Here is a 4,297-nt window from a genome sequence, read left to right on the forward strand (position 1 = left end):
GCCCCCTGTTGAACAACGAGAAATAGCAAACGCTGCAAAAACAAAATCAGAGCACGTGACAAGTGTTTCAGAATCAATGCCGCCTGCGTATGATATAGATTCGCAAACAACATCAATTCCAACGTGAGTCCGACATGCCCGTCCAAAGCCCTCTGTGTTCACAAAACACCACCGCACCGCGCTCGCCGCTAGCACTTCGTCCTTTAGCACTCGCGGTACACATGTTGGCAGTTGGTATTGCCTTGGCCTCCCCTAGCTTGCAAGCGGCAGAGCAGGCAGCGCAGACCGATAACTCCGGCGCCGTGGACCTGGCGCCTATCGATATCTCCGGCACCGCCACGCGCGAACGCAGCGCCGTCACCGAAGACACCAACTCCTACACCACCGAAGCGGCGCGCACGGCCACGCCGCTGAGCATGTCGATTCGCGAAACGCCGCAGTCGGTGAGCGTTGTGACTCAGCAACGCATACAAGACCAGAATCTGAAAAACATCGTCGATGTGGTGAATAACGCCACTGGCGTGTCGATCAACCGTTACGAAACCAACCGTGGTCAGATTAACGCCCGTGGTTTTGAACTGAACTCGCTGATGATTGATGGCGTGCCAACCATCTATGAGCAGCCGTGGAGCAGCGGCGAGATTTTCGGCAGCTTGGCCATGTACGACCGCGTTGAAGTGGTGCGTGGCGCCAACGGCTTGATGACCGGTGCGGGCGACCCTTCTGCCTCGATCAATATGGTGCGCAAACGCGCCAGCAGCACGGATATGAAAGGCTCGGTGGAAGTCAGTGGCGGCACGTGGGACACCTATGGCCTCAAGGCCGATGTAGCGGGTGCACTGAACTCCGAAGGGACCATTCGCGGGCGCTTTGTTACGGAAACAGAAGATGGCGACTCCTGGATCGATATGAACTCGACCAGCAGCCAAACCTTCTACGGCACCATGGATATCGACCTGACTCCCGACACCACGTTGTGGTTTGGTTTGAGCCGGCAAAAAACCAAGACCGACTCGCCAATGTGGGGCGGCCTGCCGATCTGGTACGCCGACGGCAGCCGCACAGACTGGGGCCGCTCGAAGACGACCTCGGCCGACTGGTCGAAATGGGACACCACCTATGAGACTTACTTCGTCAATCTGGATCACCGCTTTGCCAACGACTGGCAGATGAACTTGAGCGCCACCCGTGGCGAGCGTACGTCTGACTCGGCCCTGCTGTACCTCTCCGGCAACCCTGGCCAGGACGGTAGCGCGCCGATGGGCGCGTTCCCGGCGATCTATAAAACCAAGACCACGCAGAACGACTACAGCATTCGCTTCAGCGGGCCGTTCTCGATGCTTGGCCGCGAGCACGATTTGGCCTTCGGTTATTCGGATAGTAAACAGGAGTTCCGCGCGGACTCGCGCAGCGCCCTAACCGGCTCGTTCAGCGTGGCCAATTTCGATGCCTACAACGGTAACTACCCCGAGCCGCAGTGGGGTCAAACGACCTATTACGGCTCCAGCGAAACCCGCCAAAAAGGGGCGTTCGCCGCCACCCGTTTAAACGTGACCGACGACTTGAAAGTGATTCTTGGCGCGCGTGAAAGCTGGTACGAGAAGAACGGTTTTGAAGCAGGCAATGCAAGCTCTATGGACGTCGATCATGAGTTGACGCCCTATGTCGGCGTTGTCTACGACCTGACCGACAACCTCTCAGCCTATGCCAGCTACACCGAAATTTTCCTACCTCAGTCGGTAACCGACGCCAATGGCCAACAGCTGGACCCTATCACCGGCGAGAGCAACGAGATGGGTCTTAAGGGCGAATTCCTTGACGGCCGTTTGAACGCGTCTGCGGCAATTTTCCTTATAAAGCAGGACAACTTGGGCCAAGTAACCGATGAACTGATTAACCCATCGAACCCGTCTCAAGGCTTTGCGTACGACCCTGCCGACGTCACCAGCAAGGGCTTTGAACTGGAAGTCTCTGGCGAACTGGCTACCGACTGGAACGCCTCGGTGGGCTACACCCAGTTCAAGGTCAAAGACTCAGACGGCGACAAGGCCAACACCCTGTACCCAACCAAGCTGCTGCGCACCTTTACCACCTACCGTCTGCCTGGCGTGCTTAATAAGCTGACCGTCGGCGGCGGGGTTAACTGGCAAACGTCAACCTACACCTACGCCCAGAACCCGGCAGGCGTGAACGAGAAAATCACTTTGGGCTCCTACGCCCTGGTCAACCTGATGGCGCGTTACGAGATCACCGAAAATCTCTCCGCGCAGCTGAACGCCGATAACGTCACCGATAAGAAATACCTCGACGTCTTCGACGCCTACGGCGCTCTGACCTATGGTGAGCCACGCAGCATCACCGCTTCAGCGAAGTACCGTTTCTAAGGCGCAAGCGCCGCAGAAAACAAAACACCGGCCCAGCGCCGGTGTTTTGTTTTGCACTTTTAAAAAAACCCGTGTACCCCTTTAGCCAAACATTACTGGGCTGGAACCGAGCGCATGGGTGCTATCTGGATTGCGGTAGGTATTTTTTTCTGTTTGCTGTTTGCATCCCTATGGATGATGCACCTCTACCCCAAGCTGTCCTCCCGCCACCGCGACGAGGAAACCAATACCGTCGTGCGCTTGGTGGCTAATATTTTTGTGGTCATGACCTCCTTGGTATTTGGCCTGATGATCAACTCGGCGAAAAACACCTTTGAGGCGATTGACGCCAACATGCATGCCTATGCCACCAGCCTGATCATTTTCGACCGCTCGCTAAAAACCTACGGCGACGAGACCCGGGACACACGCAAGTATCTGACTGTGTATGTCGAACAGGCGGTCGCCAACCCGTATCGCGGCGACGAAGCGCTACAGCATCGCGCCAGTCCCGCCGCCGCCCACCTGGATGACATCGGCGTGGCGCTGGCCGCTATCAAACCCCACGACCGCTACCACGGCACCATGCTGGCAGACATCAACCAGCAGTATCAGTCGTTGGTGGAGCTGCGCTGGAAAATCGTCGAGCAATCCGAAGGTGACATCCCTCTGCCACTGATCGGCATGCTCGCCGCGTGGCTGACGCTTATCTACGCCAGCTTTGGCTACCGAGCGCCACGCAACCCGATGGTGATCGGTATGTTCACCGTATCGGCGCTGCTGATCGCCGCCTCGGTTTATCTGGTTCTGGACATGGATATCCCGTTCCACGGCGCCGTGCAGATTTCCGATGCGCCACTGCGCCGTGCATTGGCTGAGATTCAGTTGTAGGGCTGTGGGTTAGCTCGAATGTGCTGTTTTCTACCTGATATCCCGCAGGCCAACAGAGGCAACTGACACGCTGCAAAGATTGAGGCTGCATACATAAAATCCATGGCCCTTAGCCTTACTCGGTGTTCTACACCTCCCGAAGAGTTTGGCCATGGATCGACACAAGCTTGCCTTGAATTTCCGCTTATCCGCTCGTCCACAACACCCATTTCTTCCACGCTCCGGCTCTGCGCTTAAACCTGCGTTGACGGTCCTTGTGCTGTTGGCTAGCAGCCCAGCGCTGGCCGAAATAAAGGTAGACGCCGCTGCGGCCGCCAGCCAGCAAACCAGTGTGGGGCAGTCCGAGCGCGGCGTGCCGGTGATCAACATTGCTAACCCCGATAGCAACGGTCTTTCGCACAATCGCTTTGAGCTCTTCCACGTCGACAAACCTGGCGTGGTCTTCAACAACAGCCTGGCGGCGGGAGTCAGCCAACTGGGTGGCGCACTCAGCGCGAACGCCAACCTCAGCCGGCGTGCCCAGGTCATTCTTAACGAGGTAACGGGTAACCAGCCCAGCACCCTGGCCGGCGCCTTGGAGGTGTTTGGCGGCAAGGCCGATGTGATCGTCGCCAATACGCTAAGCAACAGCCTTACAGCGTCAACATTCGCCTTTGGCAACCTGGGCCTGGACATTGGCGCCACCTTTAGCAACGCCGGCTACCTCGCGGCCCAAGGCTTTGCCGCCATCGTTGCTCAGGATATGCAGATAAAGAGCGGCGCGCGGTTGCTGTTCGCCGGGGGTGCCACCTTGGCAGCCAGGGCTAGCTTGGCCACTCAGGATCACAGCTCACTCTACTCATCGGCCGACCTGACGATCAACGCGGGCGTTGACCTCAACACAGCGGGCGACATCAGAAGCAAAGGCAAACTGATCATGCATGCCGATCAAGCGCTGGATAACACCGGCAATATCGTCAGCGATATGGACATCGACCTCAGTAGCAAACTGATGATGAAGAACGACGCAGGAGGCCTGATCTATGCGATGGGCAGTTTGATGC

Annotated in this window: 3 protein-coding genes; all 3 read left to right on the forward strand. The window is 57.3% G+C overall.

The window, feature by feature from the left end; translation table 11 throughout:
• Positions 1–221: 221 nt before the first annotated feature.
• Positions 222–2,384 carry a TonB-dependent siderophore receptor gene (locus AAAB16_RS16875; RefSeq protein WP_340664363.1) on the forward strand — a complete coding sequence of 721 codons (2,163 nt, stop codon included), beginning with the start codon at positions 222–224 and terminating at the stop codon, positions 2,382–2,384.
• Positions 2,385–2,498: 114 nt separating this feature from the next.
• A complete protein-coding gene (locus AAAB16_RS16880) occupies positions 2,499–3,254 on the forward strand; it encodes a hypothetical protein (protein WP_340664364.1) in 756 nt (251 codons plus the stop codon).
• 151 nt (positions 3,255–3,405) lie between these two features.
• Positions 3,406–4,297: filamentous hemagglutinin N-terminal domain-containing protein (locus tag AAAB16_RS16885; protein WP_340664365.1), on the forward strand; the 892-nt coding region annotated here is incomplete at its 3' end.

Source organism: Pseudomonas sp. (assembly GCF_037994325.1).
GTDB lineage: Bacteria > Pseudomonadota > Gammaproteobacteria > Pseudomonadales > Pseudomonadaceae > Aquipseudomonas.

Coding starts and splice junctions, on each gene's coding strand:
- AAAB16_RS16875 (WP_340664363.1), top strand. CDS start 222: ATGTTGGCAGTTGGTATTGCCTTGGCCTCCCCTAGCTTGCAAGCGGCA.
- AAAB16_RS16880 (WP_340664364.1), top strand. CDS start 2,499: ATGGGTGCTATCTGGATTGCGGTAGGTATTTTTTTCTGTTTGCTGTTT.